Here is a 21,468-nt window from a genome sequence, read left to right on the forward strand (position 1 = left end):
ATGCGTAAGATTTACAAAAAGGTTATGAAGCTCCTTGATGCCAGACAAAAGAAGCAGATGGTGGGCATAGTTATAATGATGCTTATAGGTGGTGTTCTTGAATCCATGGGAATAGCGCTTATAGCTCCTGTTATGCAGGTGGTTGTTGATCCTGAGCAAATCCAAAAGAGCAAGGTGCTCTCATTTATTTATAACCTGTTTGGCTTTACATCTCCAACTCAACTTGCAGCCCTGATCATGGTAATGCTAATTTTTGTGTTTGTAGTTAAGAATATCTTCCTTTACTTCATGAACGTTGTTCAGCTCAGATTTGTATATACCAATCAGTTTGCTACATCAAGGCGCATGATGATCAACTTCATGCAAAGACCTTACGAGTACTATTTAAATGCTGACACAAGTGTTATTCAGAGAAACATAACATCTGATGTTAATAACATGTATGGCCTTATCCTCAGCAGCCTTCAGCTCATAAGTGAGATTATCGTATTTATCTGCCTTGTAGCTATCCTTATCAGTCAGGACGCAGAGATGACTATTACAATCGCAGTTCTCCTTGTGGTGGTACTGCTTGTTATCAAGTACTTCATTAAGCCGGTCATGACCAAGGCAGGACAGGAAAACCAGGATTATTACAGCGGACTATATAAGTGGATCGATGAGTCTGTTACAGGTATAAAAGAAATCAAGATTGCCAATAAAGAAAATTACTTCATAAATGGATATGCAGACTGTGGAGCAGGCTATGTAAATGCTGTTCAGAAGTACAATCTTTACAATTCAACACCAAGGCTTTTGATCGAGACTATAGCTATTGCCGGAATGGTTGGATATATGCTGGTAGTTATGGCTAGAGGAACCAGCCTCACACAGCTCCTTCCTCAGCTTACAGTCCTTGCAGCTGCTGCAGCAAGACTCCTTCCAAGTGCCAACAGAATAAATAACTACCTTACATCAATTGCTTATTTTGAGCCATTTCTTATGAATGTAAGTGACAATCTTCAGATGGAGATACACGATGGCTCTATATCTTATGACAGTGCAGACTACAGGAAAAAGAAAGACGTTGAAAAGCTCCCTGTACTTAAGAGTATCAACCTTGATAAGATTTCCTATAAATATCCGGGAACAGATAAACTCATTCTCGATAATGCCGATATGGAGATACCTGTTGGGAAATCAGTTGGTATTGTTGGAACATCAGGCGCCGGAAAGACGACTATTGTCGATGTTATGCTGGGACTTTTAAAGCCTGTTAGTGGCCACATCTATGCCGATGGCGTCGATGTAATGGAGCACTATCCACAATGGCTTAAAAATATTGGATATATTCCTCAGACAATCTTTATGATCGATTCAACTATCAGAAAAAATGTGGCTTTTGGCTACGCTGATGATGAGATCGATGACAACAAGGTTTGGCAGGCCCTTAAGGAGGCATCCCTTGATGAATTTGTAAGAAGCCTTCCTGAAGGACTTGATACCAAGATTGGCGAGAGAGGAATCAGACTCTCAGGTGGACAGAGACAGCGAATCGGTATTGCCAGAGCTCTTTTTGAGGATCCGGAGGTACTTGTTCTTGATGAAGCCACATCTGCCCTTGATAACGAGACAGAGGCAGCTATCATGGATTCTATCAATCGTCTTCATGGCAGAAAGACACTTGTTATTATTGCCCACAGACTTCAGACTATTGAAAAATGTGATATGGTTTACAGCATAACTGACGGAAAGGCCGTGATCAAATGACAAAAAGAAATGCTAACTTTGAACTCTTGCGAATAATAGCAATGGTTATGATATTGGTACTACATTATAACGCTCACTGCGATACGCTGCTTCACCTTGGAGAGCATGTCACGGGAGTTCAGGCCTATGCCACTATCCTTGAAGCCTTTTGCATCACGGGACTGAACACCTATGTATTTATAAGCGGTTATTTTCTCTCAGGTTCAAAGGTCAAAGTCAGTCGTATCCTTCAGCTTATTTGTCAGGTTTATTTTTATACGATACTTATTTCCATTTCTTTGATGATTGCGGGAACATATGTGGTTCATCCTGCTGACAATATCTATAAGATTGCGCAGTATGTTTTCCCGATTTCTTCCGAGCACTACTGGTTTGTGACAGCTTATATCATCATGTACGTGTTGTCACCTGTACTTAACGCAGGTATTCATAATCTTTCAAGAAAGCAGATGAAAGCCGTTATAATAGGGCTTCTTATATGGTTCTGTTTTATAAAGAGCTTTGTTCCGGTAATGTTTGTTACGGACCACTGTGGCTATGATTTTGGATGGTTCATAGTCCTTTACCTTATTGCGGCATATATCCGCAAGTACAATGTAAAGGTATTTTACAATGCAAGAAACAGCATGATTGTTTTCCTTGTATCAGGCGTCATAATTGCTGTTATGAGTTTTGTTTTATACTATATTAATCTGGTAACAGGTGGTTTTATCTATTACGCAGAGGTTCCTATTCACCTTAATTTCTTTTTCACTTTGACAGGGTCCCTGGGATTGTTCTCATTCTTTAGATATTACAGGGTAAAAGAAAATAAGGCAGCGGATGTTATCAGATTTGTTGCGCCATTTACATTTGGTGTTTATCTGCTTCATATGCACATTGAAATGAAAGACAGATGGGTTGAGTGGATTGAGCATATAATCGGCGAAGTTCCGATTTACAGCGTACCTCTCTATGCTCTTCATTTGGCAGCTTCGATTGTGATCATATTCGCGGCGGGAGTATTTGTTGACTGGGTTCGCAAAATGATTTTTGAATACGTAGGCAGAGTCTTGCATAACACTTGGCTCTTTAACAAAATAAGACAGTTGGATCAGGACTTATGTTAAAAAATATCAGAAGCTATTTTTATAATTTCAAAAAGTATCAATCGCCGCTGGAAAGATATCTCTTTCCGGTGGTTCTGCTATTTTACCCTTTAATTGGTGTCAATCAGGGGCTTGATATATCTGACACCATGTATTCCCTTACCAATTATGAATTTATAGAGACGCTAAACCCTATGTGGCTCTTTTCAACATATTTGAGCAACGTTTTCGGCGCAGTGATCATGCACTTTCCCGGCGCAGATACCATGCTTGGCTTTAGCATATATTGCAGTTTTGTAACCAGTATTATTGCCCTTGTTTCTTACTATTTCCTAAAGGGCTTTATGCCGGGATGGATGATATTTATCGGTGAGTTCATCGCAGAGAGCATCTGCTTTAGCCCAAGAGTTATACTCTATAATTACCTGACGTATCTGTTTTTTACCCTTGGGACGGTTTTTCTTTTGCTTGGAATATTTGCCTGGAAAAGGCAAAATCTTTACCTCTTTGTGGCAGGAGTTTGTCTTGGACTCAGTGTTATGGTAAGGTTCCCCAATATTGTTGAAGCTGCACTGATCCTGGTTCTATGGTTTTACGGATGTATAACAAAGGACAAACTTCAGGAAATACTTAAAAGGACGGGCGTTTGTATACTTGGATTTGTGGCAGGATTTGTTGTTCCCTTTATATTTACTGTTGCAAAGTACGGCATTAGTGCTTATGTTTCCGGGATCATGGGCCTTTTTGGTATGACAGAAGGAGCATCTGATTATTCTTCAGGTGGTATGATTGGTCTTATTATTGAAGCTTATATGACTTCAATTTCTAATATGGTCATAATGGTGCCATGCGTTGCAGCCGGAATTATTATGTTTTTGCTTCTTCCTGAAAAGTACGTGATGATAAAAAAGATTCTGTTTATCTGCGGAATATTAGTTCTTACAAAGTACTATTTTGCAACCGGAGTCTTTACAAGAAACTATTATTATTATGACTCCATGTTTCAGGCAGCAATGATGTTCATTATATTTGGCATCATTTTATCCATTATTGGAAGCCTTGGAATCTTAAACGGAAGCAGACAGGAGCAAACCCTGGCGTTTACTGCCCTAATGCTTATACTGGTAACACCGATCGGCAGCAATAACTATACGTTTCCGATACTTAACAACTTATTCATCATTGCACCAATAGTTCTGTGGCTCTTTAGAAGAATGATGCAAAGAGCAGGAGAGGCCCATTTTAACTTTGCGTGGGAAGCAATATTCACATTTATTCTTGTAGTTCTTTTTATTCAGGGAGCTCTTTTCCATTTTGGATATTCATTTATGGATGGTGCTGACGGAACAAAGAGGGATACCTTAGTAAATGTGGAAAAGGCCCAAAATATGGTTACTACACAGTATAATGCAGAGACTTTAGAAGAACTTTCGGGGATTCTTAGTGAAAACGATCTTTTGAAAACGAAAGTTATTTTATTCGGCGGAATTCCGGGAGTTTCATATCTTTTTGACTTGTACCCGGCTATTGACACTGTCTGGCCGGATCTTGACAGTTACAGCGTTGATAACTTCGATAACCAGCTTATGGAATTGTCAGTTTCTGATGAGCCTACACCTACCATAATCATTGGAAAAGACATGGCAGAGTATGCCAACATAGGGATGAAATATGATATTTTATTGGACTATATTGTAAATCACGATTATAATAAAGTCTTCGAGGGCGACCGTTTTATTGTATTCGCCGAAAACAGATAATAGGAGTTGTATTATGAATAAACTTTTGGCACAGATAGCTAAATTTGGTGTTGTTGGAGTAATTGCATTCATCATTGACTATGTAATCTACAGAATATTTAATGTGGTTTTTGAGACTACAGGTTTTAGCAGCGCATTTCCACAGTATTACCTGATCTCAGCGCTTCTTGGCTTCACAGTTTCTGTTATAGCCAATTATATCCTCAGCTTTAAGTTCGTTTTTGAGAGAAAAGAGGATATGAGCAGGAAGACAGAGTTTGTTATCTTCCTCGTTCTTAGTATCATTGGTCTTGGAATCAATGAGATATGTCTTTTCATCGGATTTGATATGATCTATCTGAATTGGCCATGGCTTCAGAGCATCATGAGCGCAGGTTTTGCTAAAGATGTATTCTTTAAGTTTGGTGCAACAGGCGTAGTTATGGTATATAATTTCATATCAAGAAAGATATTCCTTGAAAAGAAGTGATTCACTTGCGAAGAAAGGCTTGAATTATGAGAATTAATTTTAATGTTCCGCCATTTACAGGAAAAGAGTTCGATTATATAAAAGAGTGCGTAGAAGCTCAGAAGATATGCGGAGATGGTAAATATACAGCTCTTGATAACGAGTGGATAGAGAAAAAGACAGGAGTAACAAAGGCACTTCTTACAACATCATGCACACATGCAACAGAGATGGCTGCAATTCTTGCCGGGATAAAAGAAGGCGATGAAGTTATCATGCCTTCATTTACTTTTGTATCTACTGCCAATGCTTTTGCACTTCGTGGAGCCAGAATTGTATTTGTGGACATCAGACCTGATACCATGAATATTGATGAGACCAAGATTGAGGCTGCCATCACTGAGAAAACACGAGCAATCGTACCTGTTCATTATGCGGGAGTCGGATGTGAAATGGACACTATCATGGATATAGCAAAGCGCCACAATCTTCTTGTTATTGAGGATGCTGCTCAGGGTGTGATGTCTACATATAAGGGCAAGGCACTTGGTGCAATTGGCGACTTTGGTAACTATAGCTTCCATGAAACCAAAAACTACAGCATGGGCGAAGGTGGTGCACTTCTTTTAAAAGATGCGACCTACGTTGACGATGCCATAATTATCAGAGAAAAAGGTACTAATCGTACACTTTACAAGCTTGGTAAGGTAGATAAATACAGTTGGATTGAGATTGGATCATCATACCTCCCAAGTGATATGAATGCTGCATATCTCTATGCTCAGCTTCAGCTTGCAGATGAGATAAATCAGAACAGGCTTAAATCATGGAACAGATATTATGACGCCTTCAGAGATATGGCTGAAAAAGGACTTATTGAGCTTCCATATGTGCCTGCTGAGTGCGTTCACAATGCTCACATGTTCTATATCAAGTGTAAGGACTTTGAGGAGAGACAGGGACTTATCGATTACCTTAAATCCAATGGTATTCTTCCTGCTTCTCACTATATTCCTCTTCATTCTTCAAAGGCAGGACTTCGCTTTAGCGAGTTTAGGGGAGAGGACAAATACACTACCAAAGAGAGCGAGAGACTCCTTCGCCTTCCTTTGTACTACAACCTTAAAGAAGAAGATCTTGATGAAGTTGTAATGAGAGTAAAGGAGTACTATAGATTTACTTAAATTTGGAGCCGGATTATGGGGAATACATCAAAAAGCTTAAATATGAAAGGGAGTGCGGCAGTTACTTTCCTTGTTATGCTCTTTAATGCTATTGGTGGAGACTACTTTTTTGACTTAAATGATGATGTCCTGATGAAGGATCTGCTCTCCGGCGCCTACACAGGCGTCCCGGAGGGACACAATATACAGATGCTGTATCCAATAAGTGCCTTGATATCTGTGCTTTACAGAATATCTGGTGCTCTTGACTGGTACGGCATCTTTTTATGTTTACTCCAGGCCATTTGCGTATTTGTCATAACTTACAAACTCCTTGAAATGTCAAAGGATAGCAAACTATGGCTATTTTCACTTGTTTCGATTCCGTTTATGATGCTCGGAGTTATTGGGGCACATTTTCTGTTTGTTCAGTATACCTTCACCTGCGGATTTTTATCGGCAACAGCTGTTATTTTGATTTTCTCTCACAGGGAAAAAGATAAAAGTCTATATTTGGCAGCAGTTCTCATAGCCATAGCATATCTACTTCGCTCAGAGATGCTTCTTCTGACACTTCCTGTTGTAATGGTGGGAATACTTATTAAATGGGCGCTTACAGGAAAAGAGTTTAGAAACTACTTAAAACTCCTCGTTTCCATAGTACTTATCATTGTTGCAAGCCAGGTTATCCACAAGCTGGCCTATTCATCTGCTGGTTGGAGGGACTTTACAGATCTTTTCAATGCAAGGACAGAGCTCTATGATTTCCAGTATATTCCTGATTATGCGGAGAATAAGGAATTCTACGATAGTATCGGTCTTTCTGAAAGTGAGCATCAGCTTCTTGTGAACTACAATTTTGGGCTTGATGAAGAGATAAATGCGGATACGCTTTGGGCTGTAGCTGAGTACGCAGATAAGCTTAAAACCGATGAGCTTCCGCTTACGGTACGTCTCTGTCAGGCAACAGGTAAGTATTTATACAGATTAAGACATTTTTCCTTTCAAAAGAGCTTTGAATATCCAGTGACAGATTTTCCCTGGAATGTAGTCGCATTTGTTTTGTATATCGGAGTTATTTTGATGTATCTTTTTCCTAAGAAAGAGAGAGAAAAGAAAAAAGCAATTCTTGCAGTAGCTTTGACAGCTCTTTTGTTTGCCTGTAGAACGACACTCTGGCTCTATATAATCGTAAGAGGCCGGGACCCCATAAGGATTACTCACCCACTTTACCTTATGGAGATTGTAGTTCTTTTGGGAATGCTTTATTTAAGGGCAGAGAAGAGCCTTAAGATAGCCATGGGAGCTTTGGCAGCTCTTATAATTGTTGCTATTGTATCCATTCCTAATCAGGTTTTTGTCCTGAAAGCCGAGATGGCATCCAGGGAAAAGATGCGCCAGCACTACGATGCGCTCTATGATTATTTTGCAGACAATAAAGATAATTTTTATTTTATAGATGTATATACAAGTGTTTCCTGCGGCGAAGATATGGTGGAGGGGGAGACATTCTTTTCAGAAAAAATGTTCAAGAATGTGGATAATTCCTATGCAAACCATGATCTCATGGGAGGATGGGCGTCAAAAAGTCCTCTTACAGACAAGAAGTTCAAAGCTTTTGGCTTTGATTCAATGCAGGATGCAATCCTTCTTGATAATGTATACATAGTCCAGAATAAATCTGAGGACATTCAGTGGCTAAATGACTACTATGTTGAGAAAGGCTATGATATTCAGATTACACAAGCGGATACAGTGGCAGATGCCTTTGCAATCTACAAAGTGAGCCTTGCGCAGTGATAAGAATTATTATTTCAGGAGTGAAAAGATATGTTGCTTGTCGGAGAAAATGTAGCTCTGCGACTTATGACTAAAGACGATACAGATCTAATAGTAAAGTGGCGCAATAATAAGAGAGTCAGGAACAATTTTGTTTATAGAGAAACCTTTTCAAGAGAAATCCATGAGAACTGGATAAAGACAAAGGTTGAAACAGGCGAAGTCGTCCAGCTTATCATATGTGAGAAAAACAATAACAATCGCCCTGTTGGAAGCGTGTATTTCAGGGATATTGATAATGATGCCCACAGTGCAGAGTATGGTATATTTATTGGAGAGGATGATGCTATAGGAAAGGGCTATGGCAATGAGACAGCTGTTCTTGCCACCGGCTATGCAAGGCAGGAACTTGGACTTACAAAGCTCATCCTCAGAGTATTTACCTATAATGAGGCAGCAATTAAGAGCTACGAGTACGCCGGCTTTGTTAAGGTAGAAGATCTTCCGATGGTTGAATGCAGCGATGGGGAGAAAAGTGATATGATACTTATGGAGCAAAAAATATGAAAAAGAAAACAGTAAGTTTTGTGATTCCGTGCTATAGATCAGAGAAAACCCTGGAATCCGTTATAAATGAAATAGATGAGACAATGGCTGGAATGCAGTATGACTACGAAATCATCCTTGTCAATGATGGTTCTCCTGACAATACCTGGGGGAAAATCAGAGAAATAGCAGGCAAAAGAACTGACGGTAGAGTTTTTGGCATAACCTTTGCCAAAAACTTTGGCCAGCACGCAGCACTGATGGCAGGTCTTAAACAGACAAAAGGTGATTTTGTTATATGCCTTGATGATGACGGACAGACACCTGCCAATGAAGTAGGAAAACTTCTTGCTGCTCTCGAAGGTGATTCAGATGCAGTTTATGCAAGATATGGTCACAAGCAGCACAATCTTTTCAGAAACTTTGGAACTGCTATGAATGAATGGATGGCAAGTGTGATGCTCGGTAAGCCAAAAGATCTTTTTGTTTCAAGCTACTTTGGCGTCAGAAGATTTGTTGTGGATGAGATGGTTAAGTATGACAGTTCATACCCATATGTGATCGGTCTGGTACTTAGAAGCACTAAGAACATTGTAAACGTAGATGTTAACCATAGGAAAAGAGAAGTTGGAACCAGTGGATATACTTTTGCCAAACTCCTGGGCTTGTGGATAAATGGCTTTACAGCTTTCAGCATCAAGCCACTTAGAATTGCGACTCTTTCAGGCAGCATATTTGCTTTTTTGGGATTTTTATACGGAATATACACTATAATAAAGAAATTTGTAAATCCTAATGTACCTGTGGGATTTTCAGCTATGATGAGCGCCATCATATTCATCGGCGGAATGGTTATGCTTATGCTGGGAATGATAGGAGAGTACCTGGGAAGAGTTTACATCTCTCAGAACAAGAATCCACAGTATGTTATCAGGGAAACCACTGAGTGCGAAGAGGAATGATTTTGCTTGGGGGCATAGAAGTGTATTCAGAAAGAAAATTGGGGAATAAAATCAAAAATAAGATTCAATTAAGAGCCTGGCTTTTGTCAGGCTTATTTGGCATAATTACAGGATTTTTTCTGGTTATAGGCTATCAGCTTGAAAAGCTTGATAAAGTGGATATTTCTGATAAGAACGCAATGCTGACAATGGCCTGTCTTATTATAGTTATTGCAATTGATACCAGACATGTATGGCGCAATTATGAGGAGGCCCATAATGGGCAGAAACTCTTTGGGCTCTTTCCACTTAAGAGCGCATCACCACTTGATACATCAGATAAAAAGATATTTCTTTCAAGGGAACACTTATGTACGTGGGGCATTTTAGCATCCCTCGGGCTAGTAGTCCTTCTTGCAGAATTCCCCGGCTTTTTTGTCTACGACGCACAGGAAGAGCTTAATGAAGTCCTGGCAAGGACTTTCACTACGCATCACCCACTTCTTCACGTTCTGCTTCTTGGAGGAACAATCGCACTTTTCCACAAAATAACAGGTTCCTGGAATCTTGGCATATTTGTATATATCTTTTTGCAGATGATTGTGATCACCTGCGTCCTTGCCTATGTCATAGCCTACATGCAAAAGAGAGGTATTGGAAGGAAAAGTCGAATTTTGTGGACAATTTATTATGGGGCTTTTCCTACAATTGTCATGTATACCCTCTGTTCAAGTAAAGACGGGCTTTTTTCTGCAATGCTTCTTCTTTTGGCTGTTCTTTTGGTAGAACTTTTAGAAAATCCTGAGGCGTTTCTGAAAAATAAAGGTAAATGCATAGCCTTTATAGCTGCCGCTGTTTTGATTCCTTGCTTTAGACATAACGGTTTTTATGCATACATCGTGTTTGTGCCGTTTTTTCTTTTTTATTTTAGAAAAAAACTCTCAAAGGCTATAGCGGCTATATCTGTAACACCGGTTATTCTGTATCTGCTTATAAGTACAGTGTTGTCGACTGCTCTTACAACGAGTACGCCACATCATCAGGAAATGCTCACGGTTCCTATCATGCAGATGGCGAGAGTATATACATATGACAAAGACTCTATGACCAAAGAGGATATTACTATTCTTGAGTCCTACGTTCCGGAGGAAAATCTTGTGAAATACACACCAAGAGTTTCGGATCTGGTAAAGGTTGGTTTTAATAATGAGCTCTATGAGAAGGATAAAGCGGCTTTCTGGAAACTTTGGATTAAGCTTTTTAAGTCTCACCCTATGACCTATGTGAACGCCTGGCTTTTAACATCCTACGGATACTGGTACCCACCTGCCAACATTAATGTGTACAAAGGAACCACAGTTTACACATTTACTTATGATGACAGCTCTTACTTTGGATACGAAGTAGAGCTCCCGGGCGAGCGTCATAGTTTCATTCCTATAATTGATAAGCTCTACAGATATATATCAATAGGATCGTTTCATACTGATTATAAAGCTTTGGCATTGCTGTTTTCACCGGGATTATTGATAATCATTTATTTGTATGTACTTGCTTACAGACTGTATAAAAAGGATTACAGGAATATACTGCCGTTTTTACCGATATTGTTGGTTTGGCTCACCGTAATCCTGGGGCCAACATACCTGGTGCGCTACGTTGTTATTTTATGGTTTGCACTACCCTTGCTGCTTGATACAGGCAGTACGGGGATTTGATAAGCCAGGACCACTATGGTATTATTGAGTGATAGTGTTTTTTGATGAAAAGGCTTGATAAATATGAGAAAAGTTATAGATAAAAAAACGGCATGCAGGGCCGTGGTACTACTGTTGGCGCTCATTGCCGTGCTTAGTATATTTCCCTTTAGAATCTGGACAAAGGTCGACAGCTTCTCAGCAGGAGGACAACGCCTTGATGAGAGTGAATTCGTCAATACTGAGTATCACGTCTCACAGCAGTTTGTCACTCAGTATGACAGGCTTAGCTCTATTCAGATTTATGTAACAGATGTGGAAAAGGGAAGGTATATAAGCGCAACTCTCATGGATAAATACTATGGAGAGCTCTTTTATGCTTATGTTGATACCAATAAGTTTGAAATTCCGGGTTATGTGACTATTCCCATCGAATATGATGTAGAGGTTGGCGAAGTTTATTACCTGCTTCTTAGCGGCTGCAGATCCAGATATCATGTTGCTTACGAGAGTGTTGAGTCAGATTCAGCTTATGTAGGAGGACTATTCAGGGATGGAGTTGATGTACCTGCCCGTCATCTTGCTGCCATCTACAACTACAGACTTCCAATCTCCAGGACTCTTTCACTTGAGCTTATTGCCGGGATTGTGGCTGTAGCCCTCATCATGTATGCAGTAATAGGACTGTATTTCAGAAAAAGACCTGACAGAAACACCTTAGTCACTGTAAGACAGGCACTGAAAGTTGTTGCTAATCCGATTATAGCGATATTCTTTGGAACACTTATGGTTATGGTATTCCCCCTCAGAATATTTGATATGAGAGTTTTGGATATTGTGTTTTATGAGATCGGGCTAATTATCAGTGCAGGAATTGCATTTTATGCAGTTAATCACAAGACAGTAAGACATAAGGTTGGCGTCTCATTCTGGGAAGGTATTGATTCCGGAAATAAACTGAGATATATCCTTATGATGCTTTCAATGGCAATTGCTATCTGGTATGCCTGTGATTACATGAATGACCTTTACGATATTTATCACACTCTTTCTGAGAGAAGAATGCTTATATGGCTTTTGATTTTTATGATATTTACTCTCACCTATAAAGAGCTGCTAAGCATATGCAATATCCTTTGGCTTATTGGCTCAGTTATCTATGGAGTCTATTATTATCATGTAAATGCCCTTGCGGATACTGAAAAAGAGTATGATCTTCACAATTTGATCCTTAAATACGGGATTATTATTGTAATTCTCGGGGGCATCCTGGCACTTAATCTTATAAGACTTCTTGTGCGTTTTGTTATGGATGTTTTGTCAAAAGACATTCAGAAAAAGAGCGCAGGATACAGGCTTTCACCATATGGATTTGTGGTGCTTGTGTTCCTTGCATCAATCGTTGTCATGAGAAATACCAGATGGTGGGGAGTTGCTCTTGCAGTTACTTTTACCTGTCTGTATATCAGAGTGTCAGTTTGGAAAAACAGAGAAGACTTTATAAAAATCGTATCCGGCGGACTTATGATGAACTTTGCTATTTCACTTGTATTTAGCCTGCTTCATCGCTATTTTGCAGGATATGTAAGCGGAAGATTTGGATTTCTTTTCCATACAGTTACAGTGACTGCTGAGTATTTCACATTCATGGGAGCTGTTGCGGCAGTTCTTTTGACAGCAAAAATAGTAGCGCTTCCTAATCACGTGGGGATAAAGCAGGTTATAAAGACTGCATGGAAAGAGATAGTGCTCTTTGGATGGATTGCATCCTATGCGATTTTTACTGTATCAAGGACAGCGTACCTTGCCATGGGAGTCTGCGTATTACTTGTGCTCATTGTAACTTCAGCAAGATATAAAAAGCAGTTCTTTAGAATGCTTCTTGTTATGGTAGTATCAGTGATTGTGTGCTTCCCGGGCGCATTTACTCTTCAGAGGATAATCCCTGCAATGGTAGCAAGACCTGTTTTGTACGCGATTGATGATACTGATGAGTTCATTAGAGGCGGCGCAGCATGGGGAAGCCCGAATTTTATGTGTGTTGAGCGATTTGCAGGCCTTTTTGCAGGTAAAATCCTTGGAGTTTCTGTTGGGGATTATGATTATCCGATAGACATTTATAACTATGACCCTCAGACCGGAGATCCTTACCTTGACTATTATGGCAACGATTATGAAGGCAGCGATGAACAGCAGCAGAAATATGGCTTTGTGACAGATTATGACAGAGATGAACTTTTGGCTGGAATCGGAATTACAAGAGCAGAACTTGGAATACTGATGCTTACAGAAGAAGTCAATGAATATGTTGATTCTTCCAATATAGTTGATGTCCTTTCAAATGGCCGAATTACAATATTCAGGTCCTATTTAAAAGAACTAAACCTTACCGGACATGACGAAATGGGAGCAGAGCTTCCAAATGGAGAGATAGCAGTGCATGCTCACAATACATATATTCAGGTGGCATATGACCACGGAGTTATTGTAGGAGCATTATTTATACTGTTCATAATTGGTGGAATTGTATGCGGAGTGACATATTATAAAAGAGAGAAGAAAGAGCCTCTCGCTCTTATGCCCTTTGCTGTGGTCCTGGGTTTTGCTGTGGCAGGAATAAGTGAATGGGTATTTATGTTCAGCAATCCTATGACACTTGCTCTTATGTTTGCAATTGCTCCATTATTATTTCAGAAAAAGGCAAAATAAAAATGCGCAAAGAAAAAGAACCATTTAATTATCAAAAACTATATAGACGAACAGGCCTTATTATCTACGATATCATAAGCGTTATCGTGGCAAGCTACGTGGCAATACTTATCAGATATGAGTTCAGAATAGGTACTATTCCTGACCATTTCCTTGATCCTGTAACTAAATTTTTACCGCTTAATATCTTAATAACCCTGGCTGTGTTCTATTTCTTTAAGCTTTATGACAGCTTGTGGGCATATGCCGGAGAAAGAGAAATGCAGAATCTTGTAATGGGCTGTGTTCTTTCAGGTGTTATCAATGCAATTGGTCTTCAGTTTTTTAAATCCGAAGATCAGCCAGTTCCTCAGAGTTATTATTTCCTGTACACATTCCTTCTCATAACCTTGATCTTTATCAGCAGATTCTCATACAGGTTTTTGAGAAGCCAAAAGCACAGGGCTGAAAACAAGCACAACTCCAAGGCCGTTATGATAATCGGAGCAGGAGAAGCTGCCAATATCATTATAAAAGAGATAATTACAAGCAATTATTCCACAATGTCCATTAAGTGTATCATCGATGACGACACTAATAAGTGGGGCAAATATATTCAGGGAATCAGAGTTGTCGGTGGAAGAGAGAGAATCGTTGAGTGCGCTGATCTCTATGATATCGATGAGATCATCGTGGCAATGCCATCAATCTCAAGGCAGGAACTAAGGAAAATCCTTGATATCTGTAAGAACACAGATTGTAAACTTCGTTCACTTCCCGGAATGTATCAGCTTGTTAATGGTGAAGTCAATGTATCAAGACTTCGCGATGTAGAAGTTGAGGATCTTCTCGGAAGAGATCCTATTGCGGTTGACCTTGATTCCATAGCAGGCTATGTTAGTGGCAAGACTGTAATGGTTACAGGTGGTGGCGGATCCATTGGTTCCGAGCTTTGCAGACAGATCGCACAGCACTCACCAAAGAGACTTATAATTGTAGATATTTACGAGAACAACGCATATGACATTCAGCAGGAGCTTAAGACAAAGTGCCCTGACCTTGATCTTGTTGTTCTCATTGCTTCAGTCAGAAATACACTCAGGATAAACACAATCTTTGAGCAGTATAAGCCTGATATTGTATATCACGCAGCGGCTCATAAGCATGTTCCGCTTATGGAGGACAGCCCGGGAGAGGCTATCAAGAACAATGTATTTGGTACCTGGAAGACAGCCATGGCAGCAGCCATGAACGGAACCAAGAAATTTGTTTTAATTTCCACAGATAAGGCTGTTAACCCGACAAACGTCATGGGAGCAAGCAAAAGAATCTGTGAGATGATAGTTCAGACCTTTAACAAGCATTACGATACAGAGTTCGTTGCTGTTAGATTCGGCAATGTACTCGGTTCAAACGGCTCAGTTATCCCGCTGTTCAAAAAGCAGATCATGGCAGGAGGACCTGTCACAGTGACAGACCCTAACATTATCAGATACTTCATGACAATTTCTGAAGCAGTTTCACTGGTACTGCAGGCAGGAGCCTTTGCAAAGGGCGGAGAAATATTTGTCCTTGATATGGGAGAGCCTGTAAGAATCCTCGATCTTGCTGAGAACCTTATAAAGCTCTCGGGATTCAAAGTTGGAGAGGATATAAAGATTGAATTCACAGGACTTCGTCCGGGAGAAAAGCTGTATGAGGAAATGCTCATGGATGAGGAAGGTCTCCAGGATACAGCGAATAAGATGATCCACATTGGAAAGCCTATTGAACTTGATGAGATGAAGTTTTTTGCTGAACTTGAGAGACTTCACAAAGCGGCAAGGGCAGAGGCACCTGATATTAAGATGTTAGTTCGCGAAATTGTTACAACATATCATCCCACAGATAATGAGGATGACAAGACAGCGGAGCACATGGCGGCTCTTAAAAAGGCAGCGGAAAGGATTAATGAGGAGTAATGGAAATTAAACCTTTTGAGAAAAAAATATATCTTTCATCTCCTACAATGCACGGAGATGAGCTTAAGTACATGCAGGAAGCCTATGAGACCAACTGGATGTCAACTGTTGGAGCCAATATAAATGAAACTGAGAGACTTGTAGCAGAAAAGATTGGATGCAAAGATGCTGTAGCTCTTTCCTGCGGAACAGCAGCTCTTCATTTGGCAATAAAACTTGCAGGTGAAAGACTTTACGGTCAGCCAAGGGTTGGACACGGAAGCCTTGAGGGCAGAAAGGTTTTTTGTTCAGACATGACATTTGATGCAACAGTAAATCCTGTTGCTTACGAAGGTGGCGAAGCTGTTTATATCGACACTGAGAGAGATACCTGGAATATGGATCCTAAGGCTTTGGAAAAGGCTTTTGAGATATATCCTGAGGTAAAACTTGTAGTAATAGCACATCTATACGGAACTCCGGGCAAAGTTGATGAGATCAGAAAGATCTGCGATGCTCATGGAGCTCTTATAGTTGAGGATGCTGCGGAGTCATTTGGCGCAACATATAAAGGACAACAGACAGGAATTTTTGGTGATTACAGTGTTATTTCTTTTAACGGTAATAAGATAATCACAGGTTCATCAGGTGGAATGTTCCTGACAAATAATGTAGATGATGCCCATAAAGTCCGCAAATGGTCAACTCAGTCAAGAGAAGATGCAGCCTGGTATCAACACGAAGAGCTTGGCTTTAACTACCGTATGAGTAATGTTATCGCAGGCGTTGTAAGAGGCCAGATGCCATACCTTGAAGAGCATATTGCACAGAAAAAAGCCATCTATGAAAGATATAAAGAGGGATTCAAGGATCTTCCTGTAACAATGAACCCGTTTGATGCTGAGAACAGTGAGCCTAACTTCTGGCTTTCATGTCTCCTTATAAATGAAGATGCTATGTGCAGGCAGGTTCGTGGAGAAAAGGATGTTCTATATGTTTCAGAGCCTGGAAAGAGTTGTCCTACAGAGATTTTGGAAGCAATCGCAGCTATAAATGCAGAAGGTCGTCCAATCTGGAAACCTATGCATATGCAGCCAATCTACCGAATGAACGGCTTTGTTACAGAGGCAGGAAACGGAAGAGCAAGAAGCAACGCATACATCAAGGAGACAGGCTTTGAGGATGTCGGAAGCGACATCTTTAACAGAGGTCTTTGCCTTCCAAGTGACAACAAGATGACCACGGAGCAGCAGGATGTGATCATCGAAGTTGTTAAGATGTGTTTTGTGTAGAGCACTTGCCGAGGTGTTTTCGAGGCTGGTGCGAACCACTTCTGTGCACTTAACGAGGTTATTACGAGTTTAGTGCAGCAGAAGTAACAATCTTGCCGAGGTATTTATGTATAAAAAATGTATAAAAAGATTACTTGATATTTTGCTTTCTCTGTTGGTGCTGGTGCTGTTTTGCTGGTTGTATCTGGTTTTGGCAATACTTGTAAGGTTTAAGCTTGGAAGTCCGATCCTTTTTAAACAAGCCCGCCCGGGTAAGAATGAGAAGATTTTTAACCTCTATAAGTTCAGGACCATGACAGATAAAAGAGATGCTGATGGAAAGCTTCTACCTGATAAGGACAGACTTACAAAGTTTGGCAATTTCCTCAGAAAATCCAGTCTTGACGAGCTCCCTGAGTTCTTTAACATCCTTAAGGGAGATATGAGCTTTATCGGACCTAGACCGCTTCTTGTTGAGTATCTTCCATATTACACAGAGCGCGAGAAATTAAGACATACCGTAAGACCCGGTCTTACAGGACTTGCTCAGGTAAGCGGCCGAAACACAGTTGACTGGGATACAAGATTTGAAATCGATGCACAGTATGTGGAAAACCTGAATTTCCTCATGGATCTCAAAGTTATCGGACTTACCTTCAGGACAGTCTTTGGTCACACAGATCAGGTCGCAGAAGATACCAATAAAGTTGAAGGAAATTTCGCTCAGATAAGAAAAGAGCGTTTGGAAAAGACAGGAAAGCTTAAATAAATTTTATTTATAAAAAGAGGGGTGAATATGGCTACTAATATTTTGATATTAAGTGCAGGAACCAGAAATAAAGTAGTGCAGGCTTTCAAAAAAGAACTTGCGCATAATGGCAAGGTGTTTGCCACAGACTGTTCCAACATTGGACCAGCCATATATGATGCGGACGAAGCGATAATCGTTCCAAAGATAAAGGACCCTTTTTACATTGATGAGATCCTTGGAGTCTGCAAAAAAAATAATATTAACGGAGTATTTAGTCTTATAGATCCTGAGCTTTCTCTTTTGGCTGAGAATGCTGACAGGTTTACAGAAGCCGGAGTTACTCCTATTGTCTCTTCCTATGAACTTTGCGAGACAAGTCTTGATAAGTACCGTATGTACGAGATGCTTGTTAAGCTTGGTATACCCACAGCAAAGTGTTATCTCTCAATGGAGGATTTTGAGACTGCGCAGGCTGCAGGAGAGGTTGATTTTCCTGTGTTTGTAAAGCCCAGAAACGGAAGTGCATCGATAAATATAAATGCTGTCGAGTCAAAAGAGATGCTTATAGCTCTTTTCCACGACTTCGATGACCTTATCATTCAGGAGTACATGAGAGGCCAGGAGTATGGTGCAGATGTTTATATAGACCTTATTTCCGGCAAGTGCACAGATATCTTCCTCAAGGAAAAGATAAAAATGAGAGCCGGTGAGACAGATAAGTCTGTTTCAGTAAAGGATGAACGCCTCTTTAAACAGATTGCATCATTTGTTGAGATTGTAGGCTACAGAGGAATGATCGACATTGATCTTTTCTATGACAATGCCACGGATATCTGGTATCTTTCAGAAGTAAATCCTCGTTTTGGCGGTGGTTATCCACATGCATATGCATGCGGAGTGAACTTCCCAAGATGCATTATCAATAACCTTAACGGCAGGGAGAATCCGGTCAATATCGGAGATTATCAGGAAGGCGTTTACATGATGAAATACAATGAACTCTGTATTCTTCCTGAAGATAAGTTAGCAAAATAAATCATAAAGGTGACATTATGCCAAAGGCGTTAATACTAGCAAATTCATCAAGCGGGCTCTATGACTTCAGAAATGAACTCCTTCTGGGACTCATGAAGGAAGGCTACGAAATAGTAATAAGTCTGCCTGATGATCTTAAGGTGAAGGAACTGACTGCAGAGGGATGCAGGGTGGTTCATACTGACATAAACAGACGCGGAGTCAATCCTGTACAGGACTTGGCTCTTTTTGGCGCTTATAGAAAACTTTTAAAAAGTGAGCGCCCCGACGTTGTTTTAACTTATACAATAAAGCCGAATATTTACGGCGGTTTTGCTTGCAGACTTGCAAAGATTCCGTATTTTTCAACTATTACAGGACTTGGAAGCACTTTTGAACGCGGTGGTATTCTTTTAAAGATGATAATTGCCATGTACAAGACTTCTTTAAAGGAATGCAAATGCCTCTTTTTCCAGAATCAGAACAACAGGCAGATATTTGAAAACTGTGGCATACATGCCAAAAAGCATGTGACTGTAAATGGCTCCGGCGTTAATCTTGATAAACACAAATTTGAAGAATACCCCGGCCACAGCGATGACGTTACAAGATTCCTTTATATTGGTAGGATTATGAAGGAAAAGGGCTCTGAAGAGTACCTCTATGCAGCCGATAAGCTTCATGAGAAATATGGCGATAAGGTGTCATTTTCAGCTATCGGTTATTGTGAAGATGATTTCGAGACCAGGGTAAAAGAGGCTGAGAAGGCTGGAATCATTAAGATGATCCCTTACCAAAAAGATATTCATCCATACCTGAAAGAGGCTGATGCAGTTGTTCATCCATCTTACCATGAGGGAATGAGCAATGTTCTTATGGAAGCCGCTGCAACAGGACGCCCTGTAATTGCCTCTGATATAAGTGGCTGCAAGGAAATTGTAGATAAAGACAGATCCGGATTTTTGGCTGAACCAAGAAATAAAGAAGCATTGGCAAAGGCGCTGGACAGATTCATGCAGCTTAATGCACAGAGCCGAAAAGAAATGGGACGTAATGGCCGAAGCTGGGTTGAAAACAATTTTGACAGGAAAAAGATAATCAAGGCATACATAGATGAGATAATTGCTTGATAAGCAGACGCTTTGTCATATTTGACAGCCGTAGTATAATACCTATGTATGTTAATGACATGTAACTATTCAGAGCCAAGCGAAAGCATGTTTCAGAGTCTTGTCTTTGAATTAATTGAAATAATTTTTAGTGCGGAGGATACACGATGAGCTTATATGAAAAGCTCCTTTCTGGAGAGGAAAAGTTATCACTTGTAGGACTTGGATATGTAGGAATGCCTATAGCAGTTGCCTACGCCAAAAAAATCAAGGTTGTAGGATATGACTTCAATGCTGCTAAGGTTGATCTTTATAAAAAAGGAATTGACCCTACAAGAGAAGTTGGAGACGCAGCCATAAAAGAGACTTCTGTTGAATTTACAGCAGATCCTGAAAAACTTAAGGAATGTAAATTCCACGTTGTTGCAGTTCCTACTCCTGTTAATGACGATCATACACCTGACCTTTCACCTGTAGAGGGAGCAAGCCATACACTTGGTAAGTACCTCACAAAGGGTTCTATTGTAGTATACGAGTCAACCGTATATCCCGGAGTAACAGAGGATATCTGTGTTCCTATTCTTGAAAAAGAGTCAGGACTTAAGTGCGGTGTTGATTTCAAGGTTGGTTATTCACCTGAGCGTATCAACCCGGGTGACAAGGTTCACAGACTTGATACTATTACAAAGATTGTTTCAGGTATGGATGAAGAGACTCTTGAAGAAATTGCAAACGTATACAGCCTCGTTGCTCTTGCAGGCGTATACAAGGCTCAGTCGATCAAGGTTGCTGAGGCTGCAAAGGTTATCGAGAATTCACAGCGTGATATCAATATCGCTTTCATGAACGAGCTTTCAATGATCTTCCATAAGATGGATATAGACACAAAGAGCGTACTTGAGGCAGCAGGCACAAAGTGGAACTTCCTTAACTTCAGACCGGGACTTGTAGGTGGTCACTGTATCGGTGTTGACCCTTACTATCTTACATACAAGGCTGAGGAACTTGGTTATCACTCACAGATTATCCTTTCAGGACGACGTATCAACGATGATATGGGTAAGTATATTGCAGAGTCTGCTGTAAAGAGACTTATCGCCAATGACATTGCTGTTAAGAATGCGAAGGTGGCAATCCTTGGCTTTACATTCAAGGAGAACTGCCCTGATACAAGAAATACAAAGGTAATTGATATTTACAACGAACTTTTAGAGTATGGCATTACACCTGTAGTGGTTGACCCGGAAGCTGATTCAGATGAAGCTGAGAGACTTTACGGAATTGAGTTCGATACTCTTGATGCGGTAAAAGACATGGATGCTGTTATCGTAGCTGTGGCTCACAAAGAGTTTGAGAATTACAAGCCGGCAGACATTACAAAGTTCTTCAATCCTGCTCATGCCACAAAGGTATTTATGGACCTTAAGGGCATCTACGACATGAACGACTATAAGGCTCCGGAATTTGACTACTGGAGGCTTTGATAACCGGACGATTTTATGGATATGAATCGTGCATAGATGC

At 40.3% G+C, this 21,468-nt stretch carries 16 protein-coding genes; all 16 read left to right on the plus strand.

The window, feature by feature from the left end:
• The 16 genes from BM146_RS00105 to BM146_RS00180 all read left to right on the plus strand — a co-directional run bounded on the left by BM146_RS00105 (window position 1) and on the right by BM146_RS00180 (window position 21,428).
• Entirely contained in the window at window positions 1–1,749 is a 1,749-nt protein-coding gene (locus BM146_RS00105; protein WP_074882684.1) for an ABC transporter ATP-binding protein, read from the plus strand.
• Entirely contained in the window at window positions 1,746–2,858 is a 1,113-nt protein-coding gene (locus tag BM146_RS00110) for an acyltransferase (RefSeq protein ID WP_074882686.1), read from the plus strand. The genes BM146_RS00105 and BM146_RS00110 overlap by 4 nt, the downstream gene beginning before the upstream one ends.
• Window positions 2,852–4,597, plus strand: coding sequence for a hypothetical protein (locus BM146_RS00115; protein WP_074882688.1), 1,746 nt, complete (start codon window positions 2,852–2,854; stop codon window positions 4,595–4,597). The genes BM146_RS00110 and BM146_RS00115 overlap by 7 nt, the downstream gene beginning before the upstream one ends.
• A 13-nt stretch (window positions 4,598–4,610) precedes the next feature.
• Window positions 4,611–5,066, plus strand: coding sequence for a GtrA family protein (locus BM146_RS00120; RefSeq protein WP_074882689.1), 456 nt, complete (start codon window positions 4,611–4,613; stop codon window positions 5,064–5,066).
• 26 nt (window positions 5,067–5,092) lie between these two features.
• Window positions 5,093–6,229 carry a dTDP-4-amino-4,6-dideoxygalactose transaminase gene (gene rffA / locus BM146_RS00125; protein WP_074882692.1) on the plus strand — a complete coding sequence of 379 codons (1,137 nt, stop codon included), beginning with the start codon at window positions 5,093–5,095 and terminating at the stop codon, window positions 6,227–6,229.
• 15 nt (window positions 6,230–6,244) lie between these two features.
• A complete protein-coding gene (locus tag BM146_RS00130) occupies window positions 6,245–8,008 on the plus strand; it encodes a glycosyltransferase family 39 protein (protein ID WP_074882694.1) in 1,764 nt (587 codons plus the stop codon).
• A gap of 30 nt (window positions 8,009–8,038) precedes the next feature.
• Complete coding sequence (locus BM146_RS00135; RefSeq protein ID WP_074882696.1) at window positions 8,039–8,554, plus strand: GNAT family N-acetyltransferase; 516 nt, start codon at window positions 8,039–8,041, stop codon at window positions 8,552–8,554.
• Window positions 8,551–9,495 (plus strand): glycosyltransferase family 2 protein, encoded by a 945-nt coding sequence (locus BM146_RS00140; protein WP_074882697.1) that lies wholly within the window; start codon window positions 8,551–8,553, stop codon window positions 9,493–9,495. The genes BM146_RS00135 and BM146_RS00140 overlap by 4 nt, the downstream gene beginning before the upstream one ends.
• 20 nt (window positions 9,496–9,515) lie before the next feature.
• The gene (locus BM146_RS00145) at window positions 9,516–11,192 is read left to right on the plus strand and encodes a DUF6020 family protein (protein ID WP_143087373.1); all 1,677 of its coding nucleotides are present in this window, start codon (window positions 9,516–9,518) and stop codon (window positions 11,190–11,192) included.
• Between the two features lie 63 nt (window positions 11,193–11,255).
• Window positions 11,256–13,880 (plus strand): O-antigen ligase family protein, encoded by a 2,625-nt coding sequence (locus BM146_RS00150; protein ID WP_074882701.1) that lies wholly within the window; start codon window positions 11,256–11,258, stop codon window positions 13,878–13,880.
• 2 nt (window positions 13,881–13,882) lie between these two features.
• Complete coding sequence (locus BM146_RS00155) at window positions 13,883–15,820, plus strand: polysaccharide biosynthesis protein (protein WP_074883147.1); 1,938 nt, start codon at window positions 13,883–13,885, stop codon at window positions 15,818–15,820.
• Window positions 15,820–17,091: a DegT/DnrJ/EryC1/StrS family aminotransferase gene (locus BM146_RS00160; protein WP_074882703.1), complete on the plus strand. Its 1,272-nt coding sequence runs from the start codon at window positions 15,820–15,822 to the stop codon at window positions 17,089–17,091. Before BM146_RS00155 ends, BM146_RS00160 begins: the two co-directional genes overlap by 1 nt.
• A 106-nt stretch (window positions 17,092–17,197) precedes the next feature.
• The gene (locus tag BM146_RS00165; RefSeq protein ID WP_074882704.1) at window positions 17,198–17,839 is read left to right on the plus strand and encodes a sugar transferase; all 642 of its coding nucleotides are present in this window, start codon (window positions 17,198–17,200) and stop codon (window positions 17,837–17,839) included.
• Window positions 17,840–17,866: 27 nt separating this feature from the next.
• A complete protein-coding gene (locus BM146_RS00170) occupies window positions 17,867–18,856 on the plus strand; it encodes an ATP-grasp domain-containing protein (RefSeq protein WP_074882706.1) in 990 nt (329 codons plus the stop codon).
• Between the two features lie 17 nt (window positions 18,857–18,873).
• Window positions 18,874–19,965, plus strand: a complete 1,092-nt coding sequence (locus BM146_RS00175; RefSeq protein ID WP_074882708.1) for a glycosyltransferase family 4 protein — start codon at window positions 18,874–18,876, stop codon at window positions 19,963–19,965.
• 146 nt (window positions 19,966–20,111) lie between these two features.
• Window positions 20,112–21,428, plus strand: coding sequence for a nucleotide sugar dehydrogenase (locus BM146_RS00180; RefSeq protein ID WP_074882712.1), 1,317 nt, complete (start codon window positions 20,112–20,114; stop codon window positions 21,426–21,428).
• Window positions 21,429–21,468 lie beyond the last annotated feature (40 nt).

The organism is Butyrivibrio proteoclasticus (genome assembly GCF_900115735.1).
Classification (GTDB): Bacteria; Bacillota; Clostridia; order Lachnospirales; family Lachnospiraceae; genus Butyrivibrio; species Butyrivibrio proteoclasticus_B.